This is a genomic window from Ruegeria sp. HKCCSP346 (genome assembly GCF_017872595.1).
In the GTDB taxonomy this organism is placed as follows: domain Bacteria; phylum Pseudomonadota; class Alphaproteobacteria; order Rhodobacterales; family Rhodobacteraceae; genus Ruegeria.
On sequence record NZ_JAEDOT010000003.1, the window covers coordinates 96,077 to 110,305 of the forward strand.

A 14,229-nucleotide genomic window follows, 5' to 3' on the forward strand; every position below is an offset into this window, starting at 1 on the left:
GTATTCCTTGCCCTTATCGCGATGATGGGGCAGGGAATGCCGCATGACTGATTTCATGACCCGCGCCCGCGCCGCCGAACAGGCGATGCGCTCTGTGTTTCCGGCGACGCCATTGCAGCGGAATGCCCATCTGTCTGACCGCTACGGCGCCGATATCTGGCTCAAGCGTGAGGACCTCAGCCCGGTGCGGTCTTACAAGATCCGTGGTGCGTTCAATGCCATGCGCAAGCAGCAGGGGCAGGACCTGTTTGTCTGTGCCAGTGCTGGCAACCACGCGCAGGGCGTGGCGTTCATGTGTAAGCATCTGGACGTGCGCGGCGTGATCTTCATGCCGGTAACGACGCCGCAGCAGAAAATTCAAAAGACCCGCATTTTCGGCGGCGACAATATCGAGATCCATCTGACCGGCGACTATTTCGATGATACTCTGGCGGCCGCTCAAGCCTGGTGCACGCAACAGGGCGGATATTTCCTGTCTCCTTTTGACGACGCTGATGTAATCGAAGGCCAGGCCTCACTGGCGGTCGAGATCGAAGAGCAATTGGGCAGTGTGCCGGATCATATCGTTCTGCCGGTTGGCGGCGGTGGCATGTCCTCTGGCGTGGCCACATGGTTCGGGGATCGCAGCCATTGTCTGTTTGTCGAACCGGCCGGAGGTGCCTGTTTGCGCGCTGCTTTGGCTGCGGGGCACCCTGTTTCGCTGGATCATGTGGATACCTTCGTCGATGGCGCTGCGGTCGGCCGAATTGGCGAGAAACCGTTCGAATTGTTGAAATCACGCCATCTGTCGGATGTGCTGGTTCTGTCCGAGGACCGAATCTGCACCACCATGATCGAGATGCTGAATGTCGAAGGCATTGTTCTGGAGCCCGCCGGCGCGCTGGCGATCGAAGCGGTGGGCGATATTCAAAGCTTTGTACGGGGCAAGACCGTGGTCTGTGTGACATCCGGAGGCAATTTCGATTTCGAACGCCTGCCCGAGGTCAAAGAACGCGCCCAACGCTATTCCGGGGTGAAGAAGTATTTCATCCTGCGCCTGCCGCAGCGCCCCGGCGCGTTGAAGGAGTTTCTGGGTATTCTCGGCCCCGAGGACGATATCGCCCGCTTTGAATACATGAAAAAATCGGCGCGCAATTTCGGTTCGGTTTTGATCGGGATTGAAACCCGCAAGCCTGAAAACTTCATGCGTCTGTTCGCGCATCTGGATGAGGCAGGGTTCACCTACACGGATATAACCGAAGACGAAACGCTGGCGCAGTTCGTGATTTAATCCAGATTCTGGCGCAGCTCAGCCTCGAATTTCTGTTTCGAGCTGTCAAATACGGCCAGAATAGCGGGCAGATCGACATCCTCGCCCTGACCCGCGGCCGCCTGCCGTTCGCCGTCCTGACAGAGTTTCGAGAACTGGTCGAATCCAAGACTGAGCGCGCTGCCCTTCAGGAAATGCAGGTTCTGTTCCAGCTCGGACCGGCTTGTATCCTGATGCAGGCGGGCGATGACCTCCTGCACTTCCTCCAGAAAGATGTCGACCACCTCATCAAACTCATCCGGGCCAACCTCGTCCCGCAATTGTCGGACTCTGCCCCAGTGGATCATACTGCGTCACCTGCCGTTGAACATGCGGTTTCAGGAATAGGCAACACCAGTAAAAACCGGGTTAACAGCCAAGCGGGATTGCGGCCTTCGGTCTTCACCGGATGTTAAAACCGTCGCCACTAGGATCGCCCTGTGTGAATGAACGCATCAGGTCAGAGGGTAAATGGTGCCAAGGGCGAGTCTTGAGGAAACCAGATCAGATCTGGATTTCGGCGCGATCCGTAAGGTGCTGGTTGTTGATGACAGCCGTTTGCAGCGGCGCATCCTGGTCGCATCGCTCAGAAAGTGGGGCTTTGAGGTGGTCGAGGCCGATACGGGCGATGCGGCCCTGGCGCATTGTCTGGACGATCCGCCTGATCTTGTTCTCAGCGATTGGGTCATGCCGGGGATGAGCGGGCTTGAATTCTGCAACGCGTTTCGCGCCCTGGATACCGATCAATATTGTTATTTCATCCTTCTGACTTCCAAAAGTGAAAAGCAGGAGGTTGCGCGCGGACTGGATGCCGGGGCAGACGATTTTCTGATCAAACCCCTGGAGGCGGATGAGTTGCGGGCGCGCATATCCGCAGGCGCGCGCATTCTGGACATGCAGCGCGAGCTTTCACAGAAAAACCGCCTGATCGAATCCGCGCTGGAAGAACTCAGGCTGGCGCATGACGCGATCGACAAGGACCTCATGCAGGCCCGAAAAATCCAGGAATCGCTGGTTCCGGAATTTACGCGGAGCTTTGGAAAATCCCGGGTCAGCCTGTTGTTGAAACCCTGCGGCCATATCGGAGGAGACCTTGTTGGCATGTTCTCGCCCGGGGTCAATCGGCTGGGGTTCTACAGCATAGATGTATCCGGGCATGGCATCACCTCGGCCATGATGACGGCGCGTCTGGGCGGTTATCTTTCCAGCAAGCATTTCGATCAAAATGTCGCAATGGAAAAGAGGTTCAACAAATTCTATGCACTGCTGCCTCCGGAAGACGTCGCAAGCATGCTCAATTCCCGATTGATGGCGGATGAGGGGATCGAGGAATATTTCACGATGGTCTACGCCATTGTGGATCTTCGAAACGGGCATCTCAAGATGGTGCAGGCCGGGCATCCGCATCCGCTTCTGCTGCGGCAGGATGGCAGCACTGAATTTCTGGGTGATGGCGGGTTGCCGATCGGGCTGATCGAAGATGCGAGTTTTCAGCAAATCGAGATTCACATGAAACCCGGCGACAAACTGTTGGTGTATTCGGACGGGTTTACCGAATGTCAGCTTGCCGAAGGCGGTTTGCTAGAGGAAGACGGTTTGCGACAGATGGCCCAGCAGTGCATTTCTGAAAAGGGCGGGTCGGAGTTTCTGGACGACATGTTCTGGCGATTGACCCAGGAGATTTCGCCCAAAGATGGCATTGGGGATGACGTATCCGCCGTTTTCTTTGAATATAACGGGCCTTAAAGCGAACTGAGATGCATTTCCGCAAAGTGCCGGTCACCGTCATTGCCCAGCAATTCAACGGCATCGGCGGCTTCCATCCACAGTGCTTCGTGGAATGCCTCGCTCGGCGGGCCTTTGCGGCGTACGGGACGGGCGCGGTAGATCAGGCAGACCTTTTCGGCCCACAGATCGTATTCGGGCATATAGGTGAACCGACGAAAAGCGCCGATGCGACGCGGGTTGGCAACGTGCCACCCGGTTTCTTCATAGACTTCGCGATGCAAGGCCGAAATCGGTGATTCGCCCGGATCGATGCCTCCACCCGGCAATTGCAGATCCGGGCCCGGTTCGGTCTGACAGGTCAACAGCAATTGGCCGCCACGTGGCAAAAGGGCATATACGCCAACCCTTCGGGTGTATTTCCGCCCCGTCTCGGGGGTTTCACCGAACCGCCTGATCATGTATGGCCCCTTTCAACCCGATCTGTACGACCTATATGGTGCCGGTATGCCAACCCGTGGCGTGTAAGGAAACCCCATGTCTCTTGGAACAAAAATCGCGTGGGACGATACTGTCCTGCCCTTTCAACTTGATGCATCCGACATGCGCGGCCGCGTGGCCCGTCTGGATGGCGTGCTGGAAGGTATCCTGAAACAGCATGACTATCCCGAGCAGGTCGAGGCGCTTGTGGCCGAGATGGCCTTGCTGACCGCGTTGATCGGCCAAACGGTTGCGTTGCGCTGGAAACTGTCGTTGCAGGTACAGTCCAAAGGGGCGGTGCGCATGATCGCAACCGACTATTATGCGCCGCAGAAAGAGGGCCAGCCCGCCCAGATTCGGGCTTATGCCAGTTTTGACCGGGACCGGCTTTCCAATTCCGCACCGTTCGATCAGGTGGGCGAAGGGTATTTTGCCATCATGATCGATCAGGGTGAGGGCACGCAGCCGTATCAGGGCATTACCCCGCTGGCCGGTGGATCACTGAGTGCGTGCGCCGAGGCGTATTTTGCACAATCCGAACAGCTGCCGACGCGGTTTTCGCTGAGCTTCGGCAAATCGACCGAGCCGGGCGTGGGCGAGCATTGGCGTGCAGGCGGCATCATGCTGCAACACATGCCCAAAGCGTCGCCCTTTGCCGCGTCGGGCGAAGGAACCGGTGACATTCTGACCGCTGCCGATCTGGTCGACGGCGAAGAAGGTGAAAACTGGGGTCGCGTCAATATCCTGCTGGATACCGTCGAGGAATTGGAGATGATCGGCCCCTCTGTTGCGCCGACCGACCTTCTGGTTCGCCTGTTTCACGAGGAACAGCCGCGTGTCTATGATGCGCAATCTGTGCAATTTGGCTGTACCTGTTCCGAGGATCGTGTGCGACAGAGCCTGTCGATCTATTCGGCCAAGGATATCAAAAAGATGACCACGCCCGAGGGCGAAGTCACCGCGGATTGTCAGTTCTGCGGGGCTCATTATGTGTTGGACCCGGCAACTGTCGGGTTCGATGCCGAAGACCCCAAAGGTGCATGACCTGGTTGAAAAGATCCGGGCGACCCTGCGCCGCCCCGGTCACGGGTCCAGCGACTTTGACCTGAACCCGGATACCGTTCTGCCGCCCGGACGACGGTTGCGACCCGCCGGTGTTCTGGTGGCCATTTCGCTGGCTGATGACACACCGCAGGTCATCCTGACCAAACGCTCATCCGCGTTGAAGCATCACCCGGGCCAGATCGCCTTTCCCGGTGGCAAACAGGACGAAACCGATGCTGATGTTACGGCTGCGGCGCTGCGGGAAGCTGAGGAAGAGATCGGCCTGCCCCCGGAAATGCCCGAGATCCTGGGATTTTTGCCGACGCATGAGACCGTGACCTCGTTCACTGTGACACCGGTTGTCGCAGTTTTGCGGGACAGGTTCCAACCCGTGCCTGAACCCGGCGAAGTGGACGAAGTTTTCTCGACCCCCCTTGCCCATCTTTTGAATCCTGAGAATTATCTGGTCGAGTCGCGCCGATGGCGCGGCCAGAGACGCAGATACTACGCAGTTCCGTACGGCCCCTATTACATTTGGGGCGCGACCGCCCGCATATTGCGCGGGCTTGCTGCACGGGTGAATGAATGATGCTGATTGACGAAGCCTGGATCAGTGAACCAGCGACCCAAAAGGTCTGTTCGGCCCTGACCTCATCCGGGGCTCAGGCGCTTTTCGTGGGTGGATGCGTGCGCAACGCGCTGCTTGGCGCACCAGTGTCGGATATCGACATTGCCACCGACGCAAAGCCCGGGCAGATCGTCGAGCTGGCGCAGGCCGCCGGACTCAGGGCCATTCCGACCGGCATCGAGCATGGAACGATCACAGTGGTCAGCGCGGGCATCCCGCACGAGGTCACCACCTTCCGCCGTGACGTGGAAACCGATGGCCGCCGCGCGGTCGTGGCATATTCCGATCACGTCGAAGAAGACGCGGCGCGACGGGATTTCACTATGAACGCGCTCTACGCCCAACCTGATGGCACCGTGCTGGACCCTCTGGGTGGTCTTCCCGACCTCGAGGCCCGGTTGGTGCGGTTCATCGGAACCGCCGAGAACCGCATTCGAGAAGACTATCTCCGCTCGCTTCGCTACTTCCGTTTTCACGCCTGGTACGGGGATCCGGATGGCGGTTTCGACCCCGATGCCCTGGCCGCCATCGGCGCCAATCTTGACGGGCTGGAGTCATTGTCGCGCGAGCGGATCGGGGCAGAGCTGCTGAAATTGCTGGCGTCACCTGATCCGGCCACTGCCGTTGCGACCATGCGCAGTACCGGTGTTTTGGCCCGTGTGCTGCCGGGGGCGGACGATCGGTCTTTGGCCCCTTTGATCGCGCTGGAACAGGCGGCTGGTGCCGATCCCGATCCGGTGCGTCGTCTGGCAGCCATTGCCTCGCCCGATGATGCCGCGACATTGCGGTTGAGCCGTTCGCAGTTGCAACGCCTGATCAGGATGCGTGAAGAAGCACAGTCCACAACCAGTATTGCTGAACTGGGATACCGCTATGGCGATGAAGGGGGATTGCACGAGACGCTTTTGCGCTGCGCCTTTCTGGAACAACCCTGGTCCGAAGATTTGCGTCGCGATCTGCATGCAGGCGCAGCAGCGCGTTTCCCTGTTCAGGCCAGAGATCTGATCCCCAACTTCACCGGCCCGGCGCTGGGCAAGAAGCTGGCCGAGCTGGAAAAACGCTGGATCGCATCCGGTTTTGCGCTGTCACGCGAAGAGTTGCTGGCACAATAGCGCGAAGTCTCAAAAGGGGATGACATCTCGGATCCTTTGTGCTTAGGTGCGCCTGTCACATGGATGGAGGAATGCGAATGTATTACGGGATCTGGTTCGGCTAAAGCCGGGACACCTGCCCCGTAAAGGGTGGTGTTCAGGCGCCATCTTTCTTCGCACGTCTATTTTCCTGCTCAATCGGAGCACTATCCATGTTTCGCTATTTCGAAAACCTTGTTGACCCTTTTGTTGCCTACCGTGAGGCTGACACTCCGCCGACGCGGTTGTGGCCCTTCATGCTGGATTATTCGCGGCCCTTTATTCGGGTATTTTTCTGGGCGGCGCTGGTTTCCATAATCGTCGCGGGTGTTGAAATCGGGCTGATCTACTACATGGGTCGCGTCGTGGATCTGTTGGGCGGCACGCCGGCAGAGGTCTGGCAAAATCACGGAACGGAATTGCTGCTGATGGCAGCCTTTGTGTTGCTGTTGCGTCCGCTTCTGCATTTGGTCGACGTACTTCTGCTGAACAATACGATTTTGCCGAACTTCGGTACGCTGATCCGTTGGCGTGCGCACAAACACGTGTTGCGTCAGTCGGTTGGCTGGTTCGAAAACGACTTTGCCGGGCGGATTGCAAACCGGATCATGCAGACACCTCCGGCGGCGGGTGAAGTGGTCTTTCAGGTTTTTGACGCGATTTCCTTTTCGCTGGCCTATTTGATCGGTGCGGCGATCCTGCTGTATGCGGCGGATCCGCGTTTGTTGATCCCGCTGCTGATCTGGTTCGGATTCTACGCCATGCTGGTGCGCTGGACCGTTCAGCGTGTTGGTCCGGCGTCAAAAGCGGCCTCGGATGCGCGTTCGACGGTCACGGGGCGGGTGGTGGACAGCTATACCAACATCCATTCGGTCAAAATGTTTGCCCATGGCCCGCAAGAGCTGGACTATGCCCGCGAGGCGATCGAGGAAACCCGTCGGACATTTCAGATTGAAATGCGGATTTTCACTATTATGGATGCCGTTCTGGTCACTTTGAACGGTATGCTGATCGTGGGTGTTGTGGGCTGGGCGATTGCCTTGTGGATGCAAGGCAGCGCTTCGGTCGGTGTTGTTGCGGCGGCTACGGCCCTGACTCTGCGCCTGAATGCCATGACCGGATGGATCATGTGGGCCCTGACCAGCTTTTTCCGCCAACTTGGTATCGTGTCCGAGGGGATGGAGACCATTGCCCAGCCCATCGATTTGCTTGATGCACCGACTGCGAAGCCACTGCAACTCAGCAAGGGTGAGATCCAGATCCGCGACCTCTCGCATCACTATGGTCGCGAGGCCGGCGGTTTGGACCATATCGACCTGACCGTCCGGCCCGGCGAAAAGATTGGTTTGATCGGGCGGTCTGGCGCGGGAAAATCGACCCTAGTAAAGCTGCTTTTGCGGTTTTACGACGTTGAGCGTGGCGCAATTCTGATTGACGATCAAAACATTGCGGATGTCACGCAGGACAGTCTGCGGAGCCATATCGGCATGGTTCAGCAAGATAGCGCGTTGCTGCACCGGTCGGTGCGCGACAACATCCTCTATGGCCGTCCGGATGCGTCCGAGGCACAGATGATCGCCGCCGCCAAACAGGCCGAAGCACATGAGTTCATCCTCGATTTGCAGGATCCGCAGGGTCGCACCGGGTACGACGCGCATGTCGGTGAACGGGGGGTGAAGCTGTCAGGTGGCCAGCGGCAGCGTGTGACGCTGGCGCGGGTGATCCTGAAGGATGCACCGATCTTGTTGTTGGATGAGGCGACATCCGCCCTAGATTCCGAGGTCGAAGCGTCAATTCAGGAAACTCTCTACGGCATGATGCAAGGAAAAACCGTGATCGCCATTGCCCACAGGCTTAGTACCATCGCGCAGATGGATCGCATTCTGGTGATGGATGCAGGCCGTATCGTCGAGGAAGGCACGCATTCTGATCTTCTGGCGCAAGGTGGCCTTTACGCCCAATTCTGGGCGCGGCAATCTGGTGGCTTCATGAACCCGGAGGCCGCTGAATGAGGATTGCCGACCTCATTTATCCGTTCAGGAACACCGAAACGCCCCCACCGCAGACGTTGGGGGCGTTCATCCGCTGGAGCCTTTCCGGGGCGTGGCCGATGCTGTTTGTTGCGGCGTTCTTCTCGGCCATTGCAGGCGCGATGGAGGCGGTCACGGCATGGATACTGGGCCGCGTGATTGATGTGGCGACCGCCAGCGGACCCGAGAATTTTCTGACCGCTGCTAATATGTGGATGATCCTCGGTGCGGTCGCCTTCTTCATGTTGCTTCGCCCGATCCTGTTTGGCCTGTCATCCTTGTCGAACAATTATATTGTCATGCCAAACATCACACCTTTGGTTCTGGCCAAGTTGAACCGTTGGACCTTGGGTCAGTCGGTGACCTATTTCGACGATGATTTTGCCGGTCGGATCGCGCAAAAGCAGATGCAGACATCGAACGCCATGGCTTCGGTCGTGTCGGAAACGATCAGCGCGATTGTGTTTGCCCTGGCGTCTCTGGTGGGGTCTTTGCTTTTGTTAGGGTCTATTCATCCTTTGGTGATGCTGCCCTTCGCGGCATGGCTGGCTGTGTATTTCATGCTGGTGCGCTGGTATCTGCCGCGCATCCGCAAACGTTCCGCCGCGCGGGCCGGGGCGCGGGCGATGGTGTCCGGGCAGGTGGTCGATACGATCACCAACATCAAAACCGTGAAGCTTTTCGCCCACTCGGAATTCGAAGATCAGGCGGCGCGTGAATCGATGGTGGATCTGCGTGAAAAATCGCTGGATTTCGGCAAGTTGTCGGCGAGTTTCCGGTTCATCCTCATGACACTGGCCGGTGTCCTGCCTGTCTTGCTGCTGGGCGCGACCTTGTGGCTGTGGCAGGGCGGTATGGCGACCGCCGGGGATATCGTGGCTGCCGGGGCGGTTTCGATCCGTATTGCTCAGATGACCGGTTGGGTCAGTTTCACCTTGATGGGGCTGTATGCCAATGTCGGTGAAATCGAAAACGGGATGAAAACGCTGGCCAAGCGTGACCGGGTCGAAGATATGTGCGGGGCGAAGGACCTAGACGTGACCGAAGGGTCGATTTCCTTCGAAGGCGTCAGCTTTGCTTACGGGCGCGATATCGGTGGCGTCACGGACTTGAGCCTGACCGTCAACCCGAGCGAAAAGCTGGGCATCGTCGGTGCATCCGGGGCGGGGAAATCCACGCTCGTCTCACTGTTGCTCAGGCTCTATGACTGGGAAAGTGGCGCCATTCGTATCGACGGCCAGGACGTGTCACAGGTGACGCAGGACAGCCTGCGCCGACAGATAGGTATGGTCACGCAGGAAACGGCGATGTTCAACCGGTCTGCTCGTGAGAACATTCTGTATGGCCGGCCGGACGCCTCAGAGGCCGAGATGATTGAAGCCGCAAAAAAGGCCGAAGCGCATGATTTCATCCTGAGTCTTGAAGATGCTCATGGTCGAAAAGGCTATGATGCTCATCTGGGTGAACGGGGCGTGAAACTCAGCGGCGGGCAGCGACAACGGATCGCTCTGGCGCGCGCCATTCTGAAAGATGCTCCAATTCTGGTTCTCGACGAGGCGACATCGGCGCTGGATTCCGAGGTTGAAGCTTCGATTCAGACCGCGCTGCATCGGGTGATGCAGGGTAAAACGGTGCTGGCCATTGCGCACCGGCTGTCGACACTCAGCGAAATGGACCGGATTGTTGTTTTGGACGAGGGCAGGATCGCCGAAACCGGAACGCATGAGGCGCTGCTGGACCTGGGTGGGCTGTATGCGCGGTTCTGGCACCGCCAGTCGGGCGGGTTCATTCAGGCAGAAGCTGCGGAATAAGGGTTTTTTTGCTGCGAAAGCCCGGCTATCAGGCCTCTTATGACGCAGCAATTCATAATCACACGGCTTGGACATCAGGGCGACGGTATTGCCGATGGCCCTGTTTACGCCCCTCGTACCCTTCCCGGCGAGATCGTCAGCGGCACCCTTGTTGGCCAGCAATTGACCGATATCCGGGTCGAGACACCGTCCGAACACCGTGTCAAAGCCCCTTGCCGCCACTACAAAGCGTGTGGTGGCTGCCAGTTGCAGCACGCATCCGATGCATTTGTGGCCGACTGGAAACTGCAAGTCGTCCGCAAGGCGCTGACGGCGCAGGATCTCGAAGCACCCCTGCGCCCGATACACACATCGCCCGAACGGTCACGTCGGCGGGCTACGATTGCCGTAAGGCGCACGAAAAAGGGCACATTGGCGGGGTTTCACGGTCGTGCATCCGGCACGATCACCGAGATACCCGATTGCCGCTTGCTTGACCCGGCCTTGATCGTGGCCATTCCCGTGGCCGAGGCGCTGGCCACCCTGGGCGCAAGCCGCAAGGGCGTTCTGGCTGTCACGCTCACACTGTCCGAAGCTGGTCTGGATGTGGCCGTAACAGGTGGCAAGCCGCTGGACGGCCCCTTGGAACTGGCGTTGGCGCAGGCGACTGAGAAACATGGGCTGGCCCGGCTCAGTTGGGATGATGAGGTTATTGCCATGCGGCATGCGCCGGTTCAGCGCTTTGGAGCAGCCGGAGTCACGCCACCCCCCGGAGCTTTCTTGCAAGCAACAAAGGACGGAGAAAAGGCTCTGTCAAAGGCAGTTTCCGAGGCTACACGGGGTGCGAAACGTATCGCTGACCTGTTTGCAGGCAGCGGAACGTTCTCTTTGCCGTTGGCGGAAAGCGCCGAAGTTCACGCGGTTGAAGGCGAGGCCGCTATGATCGAGGCGTTGGATCAGGGCTGGCGCAGGGCACAGGGGCTGAAACGCGTCACGACCGAGGCCCGCGACCTGTTTCGCCGCCCGCTGATGCCGGACGAGCTGAAATCTTTCGACGCCATTGTTCTGGACCCGCCTCGCGCCGGTGCCGAAGCGCAGGTAAACGAGATAGCACAGGCGCAACGCCCGGTGATCGCTTATGTCTCGTGCAATCCCGTCACCTTTGCGCGCGATGCAAAAACGCTGGTTAATGCGGGTTACACCCTTGAATGGGTACAGGTCGTTGACCAATTTCGGTGGTCGTCACATACGGAACTCGCTGCGCGGTTTGTTCTGAACGCCGCATCTTGATCTTACTGGGGAAGCTGACACATGGGGTCCAAACAGCGTTTGCTGAATATTATCGAAGCGCCCGTTTTCGGGCGGTTCATAACGGCCGTGATCATTTTCAATGCCATTCTTTTGGGGATGGAGACATCGCCGACCCTGATGGAACTGGCAGGTCCTTTGATCGTGGCGCTGGACAGGCTTTGCCTGGCGATCTTTGTGGCTGAAATTTCCATGAAACTGATTGCCACCGGGCGAAGGTTCTTCACAAATGGCTGGAACATATTCGATTTCCTGATCGTTGGAATTGCCCTGGTTCCCAGCGCCGGGGGTCTGTCGGTGCTGCGCGCCCTGCGAATTCTGCGGGTGTTGCGCGTGATTTCCGTGGCGCCTCGTCTGCGTCGCGTGGTCGAAGGGTTCATCTCGGCCCTTCCGGGCATGGCCAGCGTGTTTCTGCTGATGGCAATTCTGTTCTATATCGGTTCGGTAATCTCGACCAAGCTGTTTTCGGAATCGTTCCCGGATTGGTTCGGCGATCTGGGCCTGTCTGCTTATACGCTGTTCCAGATCATGACGTTGGAAAGCTGGTCGATGGGCATCGTGCGCCCGGTGATGGAGGTCTATCCCTATGCCTGGGTCTTCTTTGTTCCCTTCATCATGGTCACGACCTTTGCGGTGGTGAACCTGTTGGTGGGTCTGATCGTCAATTCGATGCAGGATGCCCATCATGCCGAGGATGAGGTTAAAACCGATGCCTATCGCGACGAGGTTCTGGAACGGCTGGAAAGCATCGAACGTAGACTGGCCGAGAAGTCGAACATTAAAATGTGATTTCAGTTTTTCCAATTTTTGGCATAATGATCGAAAAAAAGCAGAGCAGGCAGTGAAACATGGATCGTCGAGTATTCGGTTTAGGCGCGTTGGCAACGCTGAGCCTTTCGGCTTGTGCCTCTAGCGGCCCAAGATTTCTGACTTACAACGGACCCGAGGTGACCTCTTTGGTGGTCAACAAGGGCACGCGCAAACTTTACTTGTTGCACAACGAAAAGATCCTTAAGGAATATGACGTCGATTTGGGGTTTGCCCCGAATGGAACGAAGAACCAGCGCGGTGACGGTAGAACGCCCGAGGGCACCTATCTGATCGACCGTCGCAACCCCAGAAGCCGGTACCACCTATCGCTGGGCATTTCTTATCCAAACTCGCAGGATGTCGCCAAAGCCAAGGCTGCGGGCGTTGATCCGGGTGGGGATATCTTCATCCACGGTGAACCCAATCTGCGTTCTGAGCGGAGACGCGCAAAAAAGAAGCGGGATTGGACAGCTGGATGCATCGCGGTCAAGAATGACGAAATCGAAGAGATTTACGCGATGGTTAACAAAGGTACGCTGATAACCCTGCGCCCTTAGGCCGTTTTTGGCGCCCAGTCACTGAACCCGAATGCTTCATAGTCGCGCTGATAGGCGTCAACCGCCAGCGCTTCGAGGTTTTTGTCGCAGATCAGCTGCAAAGCGTAGGGTTCATCCGGTGCGCAGGAGCCAGGCTGAGGCGGGTTTGAATGCCCCATGCTGCGCGCCAGATTCGGCAGATCGGTCATCAGATCCTCCTCTCTCAGAATCAGATCCGGCAGAGTGAAGGATGCGATCCCTTCCAACGTCCTGGTCTGGCTGCACCACGTGCCGTCCACACGGACCGGTGTCTGCCCGTTGAGGTTGAGGCGCAGAAAGTTCAGAAAGCCCGAAAACGCTTCGCGGTGCTGTTCGACAGAATAATTGTTGTCCCTCACTTGCCCCGGGATCGGCAGCTTGAGCCGGTTGCGAAGATAATTCCGCACCATCTTATAGCTGCCCGGCCCCGTGTTCAGAATATGACTGCAAAACGCCGTATGTGCCCGGGCCAGAGGGTGACGCAGGACGGTAAATTGCCGATGACCGGGATGGCCCTGCTTCCATGACCGGACCTGTTTGCGATTTCGATCCGTGATCAGCTTGTCGGTCTGACATCCGTCCAGATCAGCCAGCCATTGCACGATAAGAGGCTCTATCCCGCCCCGAATGGGCAAATACATCAAAGGAGACCTTGCAGCGGCAACATAAAGCGGTACAGCCGCGCCGCGCTGCGGCTCAAAGCTTGTTGACCGATGCAATCCGAACCGATCCTGATCGCACAGGGCTTGTTTCAGTTCATCAGGATTAGTGACCTTGGACAAAGCCGGCGCCGGGTTTTGCGGTTTCAGGGTATCATCCAGTCGGGTCAGCCGCCCCTCAACCCCCAGCCATGCAGCCAGCCCGTTTATGACCTCCAGCTCGGTCAGGTCGTCATAGTGAATGAAGAACCCGGTTTGGCCTGTCTTTTGCAGGTGCCGTTGCACCATAAGCTGATGGTCTTGCAGCTGGTTCAGGTAATCCGAAAATTCGTCGGCGTCGAAGTCAACCTGCGCGTCGACGCGGCGTTTCACATTCTTCAGCAGCCACTGCTGCGTTTTCTGTGCTATTTTCAGCGACAGGTAGCTGTCCAATGGGTTGCGGGTCAGAATGATCTTGGCACAGCGCGGATCGTTCAGCATGGGTTTCAGGATACGTGGGTCATGGTCTTCGAAATATCGAAAGCCATTGATGTCACCCGGTGCTGATTTGATCGCCTTGAGCAATCGCATGGGGTCCGCATCCCGGTCTTCCAGCGAAAGGCCAAGCAGACGATCGGATTTCAGGCTGCCCGCAAAATGCGGATTGAACGCCTCTCCGTGACAGGTGACCCCTTCCAGCGCGTTCAGGTTGGCCTCAAGCAGGTTCGAACCTGTGCGCATGGCGGCCAGAATCACGAAGTAATCAAAATGGGCTGACATGGG

Annotated in this window: 13 protein-coding genes; 10 read left to right on the forward strand and 3 right to left on the reverse strand. The window is 57.8% G+C overall.

The features are described from left to right. Positions 1–43: 43 nt before the first annotated feature. Positions 44–1,270: a threonine ammonia-lyase IlvA gene (ilvA, locus tag I9185_RS11635; RefSeq protein ID WP_210093137.1), complete on the forward strand. Its 1,227-nt coding sequence runs from the start codon at positions 44–46 to the stop codon at positions 1,268–1,270. Here ilvA and I9185_RS11640 read toward each other — a convergent pair. Beyond that, complete coding sequence (locus I9185_RS11640) at positions 1,267–1,596, reverse strand: Hpt domain-containing protein (RefSeq protein ID WP_170345824.1); 330 nt, start codon at positions 1,594–1,596, stop codon at positions 1,267–1,269. The two genes, ilvA and I9185_RS11640, sit on opposite strands and share 4 nt — an antisense overlap. Positions 1,597–1,759: 163 nt before the next feature. On the opposite strand from I9185_RS11640, the gene I9185_RS11645 reads away from it, so the two are divergent. Next, positions 1,760–3,034, forward strand: a complete 1,275-nt coding sequence (locus I9185_RS11645; protein WP_171635382.1) for a SpoIIE family protein phosphatase — start codon at positions 1,760–1,762, stop codon at positions 3,032–3,034. Here I9185_RS11645 and I9185_RS11650 read toward each other — a convergent pair. Continuing rightward, positions 3,031–3,474 carry an NUDIX hydrolase gene (locus I9185_RS11650; protein ID WP_152459593.1) on the reverse strand — a complete coding sequence of 148 codons (444 nt, stop codon included), beginning with the start codon at positions 3,472–3,474 and terminating at the stop codon, positions 3,031–3,033. The genes I9185_RS11645 and I9185_RS11650 overlap by 4 nt on opposite strands. Positions 3,475–3,550: 76 nt before the next feature. Here I9185_RS11650 and I9185_RS11655 point away from each other — a divergent pair, with 76 nt between their 5' ends. The 8 genes from I9185_RS11655 to I9185_RS11690 all read left to right on the forward strand — a co-directional run bounded on the left by I9185_RS11655 (position 3,551) and on the right by I9185_RS11690 (position 12,790). Further along, complete coding sequence (locus tag I9185_RS11655; RefSeq protein WP_210093138.1) at positions 3,551–4,537, forward strand: Hsp33 family molecular chaperone HslO; 987 nt, start codon at positions 3,551–3,553, stop codon at positions 4,535–4,537. Continuing rightward, entirely contained in the window at positions 4,530–5,126 is a 597-nt protein-coding gene (locus I9185_RS11660; RefSeq protein WP_348539741.1) for a CoA pyrophosphatase, read from the forward strand. Before I9185_RS11655 ends, I9185_RS11660 begins: the two co-directional genes overlap by 8 nt. Then, a complete protein-coding gene (locus I9185_RS11665; protein ID WP_210093140.1) occupies positions 5,123–6,277 on the forward strand; it encodes a CCA tRNA nucleotidyltransferase in 1,155 nt (384 codons plus the stop codon). The genes I9185_RS11660 and I9185_RS11665 overlap by 4 nt, the downstream gene beginning before the upstream one ends. Positions 6,278–6,468: 191 nt before the next feature. Then, positions 6,469–8,307 carry an ABC transporter ATP-binding protein gene (locus I9185_RS11670; protein ID WP_171724017.1) on the forward strand — a complete coding sequence of 613 codons (1,839 nt, stop codon included), beginning with the start codon at positions 6,469–6,471 and terminating at the stop codon, positions 8,305–8,307. Further along, a complete protein-coding gene (locus I9185_RS11675) occupies positions 8,304–10,136 on the forward strand; it encodes an ABC transporter ATP-binding protein (protein WP_210093141.1) in 1,833 nt (610 codons plus the stop codon). The genes I9185_RS11670 and I9185_RS11675 overlap by 4 nt, the downstream gene beginning before the upstream one ends. Before the next feature lie 39 nt (positions 10,137–10,175). Then, positions 10,176–11,405, forward strand: a complete 1,230-nt coding sequence (locus I9185_RS11680) for a class I SAM-dependent RNA methyltransferase (protein WP_210093142.1) — start codon at positions 10,176–10,178, stop codon at positions 11,403–11,405. A 21-nt stretch (positions 11,406–11,426) separates the two neighbouring features. Beyond that, on the forward strand, positions 11,427–12,212 hold the full coding sequence (locus I9185_RS11685) for an ion transporter (RefSeq protein WP_210093143.1): 786 nt from the start codon (positions 11,427–11,429) through the stop codon (positions 12,210–12,212). A gap of 59 nt (positions 12,213–12,271) precedes the next feature. Then, positions 12,272–12,790 carry a L,D-transpeptidase family protein gene (locus tag I9185_RS11690; protein ID WP_171230125.1) on the forward strand — a complete coding sequence of 173 codons (519 nt, stop codon included), beginning with the start codon at positions 12,272–12,274 and terminating at the stop codon, positions 12,788–12,790. On the opposite strand, the gene I9185_RS11695 is transcribed toward I9185_RS11690, so the two are convergent. Beyond that, entirely contained in the window at positions 12,787–14,226 is a 1,440-nt protein-coding gene (locus tag I9185_RS11695; protein ID WP_210093144.1) for a nodulation protein NodH, read from the reverse strand. The two genes, I9185_RS11690 and I9185_RS11695, sit on opposite strands and share 4 nt — an antisense overlap. Positions 14,227–14,229: the final 3 nt, after the last annotated feature.